The sequence below is a fragment of the Corallococcus llansteffanensis genome (genome assembly GCF_003612055.1).
GTDB lineage: Bacteria > Myxococcota > Myxococcia > Myxococcales > Myxococcaceae > Corallococcus > Corallococcus llansteffanensis.
Map to the genome: position 1 here is coordinate 1 of NZ_RAWB01000834.1, position 3,142 is coordinate 3,142.

The following is a 3,142-nucleotide window of genomic DNA, read 5'->3' on the forward strand; positions in this document are numbered from 1 at the left end:
GGACGGAGGGCGTCGCGGTGAGATGGGTTATCTGCTGCGAGTCGATGAGGGCGCGCAGTGGAGCGTCGGGAAGCAGTTGCTCGCGCGGGGCGAGCACGAGGCATGCGCCGGAGACGAGCGCCTGGAAGGTCTCCCAGACGGAGATGTCGAAGCCTGGAGCGGAGTACTGGAGGACGCGCGAGGAGGGGCCCACGCCCAGGGAGCGGATGCAGGCGAGGGCGGTGTTGCACAAGCCCCGGTGCGCGATGAGGGTGCCCTTGGGGCGGCCCGTCGAGCCGGAGGTGTAGATGATGTAGGCCAGCGAGTCCGGTCCTGCCAGGGGCGGTGGCGGCAGCGACGGGAAGGAGGCGACGCGGGCCTGGATGGAGTCGGAGTCCAGGTCGACGGTGTGCGGGACGGAGTGCTCGATAGCAGCGGCGAGCGAGCGCTGGGTGAGGAGGACACGAGGCGCGGCGTCCTCAACCATGAAGGCCAGGCGCTCCGGCGGATAGGTCGGATCCAACGGCACGTAGGCGCCGCCCGCCTTGAGTGTGGCGAGGAGGGAGATGATGGAGTGCGGTGAGCGCTCGAAGAGCAGCGCGACGCGCACTTCCGGACCGACGCCCAGTGAGCGCAGGTAGCCAGCCAGTTGGTTGGCGCGCTCCTCCAGCTCGCGGTAACTCAGTTGGAAGTTCTGGAAGCGAAGGGCTGGAGCCTCCGGGGTGCGTCGCGCCTGGGCGGAGATGAGGTCGTGGATGCAGACGTCACGCGGGAAGTCGGCGCGCACGTCGTTGAAGTCCACCAGCACCTGACGGCGCTCGTCCTCGGTGAGAATCGGAAGGGACGCGAGTGCGCGCTGGGGCTGCTGGGTCAGGGCCTGGAGGAGCACCTGGAAGTGGCCGATGAAGCGCAGGATGGTGGCTTCATCGAAGAGGTCGGAGTTGTACTCGAGGATGCCGGAGAAACCCTCGGGCGTCTCCGCCAGCCCCATGGACAGCTCGAAACGCGAGGCGCCGCCGCTGACGGCGAGCGGCTGGACGGAGAGGTCGCCCAGGCGAGACACGGTGCCGCCGGAGTCCTGGTTCTGCAGGGCGAACATGGCCTGGAAGAGCGGCGGCCGGCTCAGGTCGCGCTGAGGCTGCAGCTCCTCCACCAGCTTTTCGAACGGCATGTGCTGGTGCTCATAGGCGCCCAGGGTGGTGACCTTCACCTGCTGGAGCAACTGCGGGAATGACTCGCGGGAGTCGATGCGAGCGCGCAGGACGAGCGTGTTGACGAAGAAGCCGATGAGGCTCTCGGTCTCCGCGTGGGTGCGGCCGGCGATGGGGGAGCCGACGAGGATGTCGTCCTGGCCCGTGTAGCGGTGCAGCAGGAGCTGGAAGGCCGCCAGCAGCAGCATGAAGGGCGTGGCCCCTTCGCGGCGAGCCAGGGCCTTGAGCTGCTCGGAGAGGTGGAGCGGAAGGCGAACGGGGACGTGGGTGCCGCGGAAGGTCTGCACCGGGGGCCGGGGCCTGTCGGTGGGCAGATCCAGGGCCGTGGGGGCTCCCGCGAGCAGCCCCTTCCACCACTCCAGTTGCTGGCGCAGCACGTCGCCCTGCAGCCAGCCGCGCTGCCAGGCCGCGTAGTCCGCGTACTGGAGTGGCAATGGCGGCAGAGAAGGCGACTGGCCCGAGGCCAGTGCCCCGTACGCGGCGGTGACCTCACGGATGAGCAGTCCGATGGACCAGCCGTCCGAGACGGTGTGGTGCATGTTGACGAGCAGGACGTGCTCGTCGCCCGCGAGTCGCAGCAGGCGCGTCCGGAAGAGCGGGCCGGCTTCCAGAGCGAACGGCTGGCGGGCGTCTTCAATGGCCAGGCGCAGCGCTTCGGCCTGACGTTGCTCGGCGGGGAGCGACGTCAGGTCCTCTGCCTCCAGCTTCCAGGCCGCAGGCGGATGGATGAGCTGGATCGGTTCACCCTGTTCCACGGCGAAGGTGGTGCGCAGTGCCCCATGGCGGTGCACCAGCAGTTCGAAGGTGCGACGCAGGGCCTCGACGTCCAGGTGGCCGGAGAGCCGCAGGGCCGCGGGCAGGTTGTAGGCGGCGTTGTCGGGCTCCAGCTGATGCAGCAACCACAGTCGCTGCTGCGAGAAGGAGAGCGGCTGCGGCCCGTTCTTCTCCGTGGGCACCAGCGGAGGAAGCGTCGTGGTGGCCGAGGACTGGAGCGCGGCCTGCAAGCGAGTGGCGAACGCCTCCAGCGAGGTGGCTTCGAAGAGGGCACGCAGGGGCAGCTCCACCGAGAAGGTGGAGCGGATGCGGGAGACGAGCTGGGTGGCCAGCAGCGAGTGGCCGCCCAGCGCGAAGAAGTCGTCGCTCAGGCCCACGCGGGGAACGCGCAGCACCTCGCTCCACAGCACCGCCAGCTTCTGCTCCAGCTCGTTGCGAGGCGCGACGTAGGCCGTCGTGAGGGATGCATCCGGCGCTGGCAGGGCCTTGCGATCCACCTTGCCGTTGGGCGTGAGGGGGAAGTCCTCCAGCGGGACGAAGGCCGACGGCACCATGTAGTCGGGCAGGTGCTGCTTGAGGGCAGCCCTCAAGCTGGCCGCATCCAGCGTGAGGCCCGGCTGGGCCGTCAGGTAGGCCACCAGCACGGGCCCCACCGGCGAGTCCTCGCGCACCAGGGCGAGGGCCTGACGCACTCCGGGCAGCCGCCGCAGCGCCGCCTCCACCTCACCCAACTCCAGCCGGAAGCCGCGCAGCTTCACCTGGAAGTCGATGCGGCCGAGGGACTCCAGCGTCCCGTCCGCCCTCCAGCGCGCCTTGTCGCCCGTGCGGTAGAGGCGCTGGCCGGGCGTGGGGGAGAAGGCGTTCGGAATGAAGCGCTCCGCGGTGAGCTCGGGGCGGTGCAGGTATCCGCGTGCCAGGCCCTCGCCGCCGATGAAGAGCTCTCCGGGCACGCCCACCGGCAGCGGGCGCAGGTGCGCGTCCAGCACGTAGGTGGACACGTTGGGCAGTGGCGGGCCCAGGGTGGGCGAGGCGTCCGCACGCACCTGGAAGGCGGTGGTGTCCACGGTGCACTCGGTGGGGCCGTAGACGTTGAAGAAGCCGGTGGCGGGCGCCTGGGCGAGCTGGGCCCACAGCCGCTCGTCAATCGCCTCACCGCCCACCAGCACCAGCCGGAGCGC

At 70.0% G+C, this 3,142-nt stretch carries 1 protein-coding gene; it reads right to left on the reverse strand.

Annotated elements, in window-relative coordinates:
* On the reverse strand, nucleotides 1-3,142 hold a 3,142-nt coding region (locus tag D7V93_RS40930), incomplete at both ends, for a condensation domain-containing protein (RefSeq protein WP_147451617.1).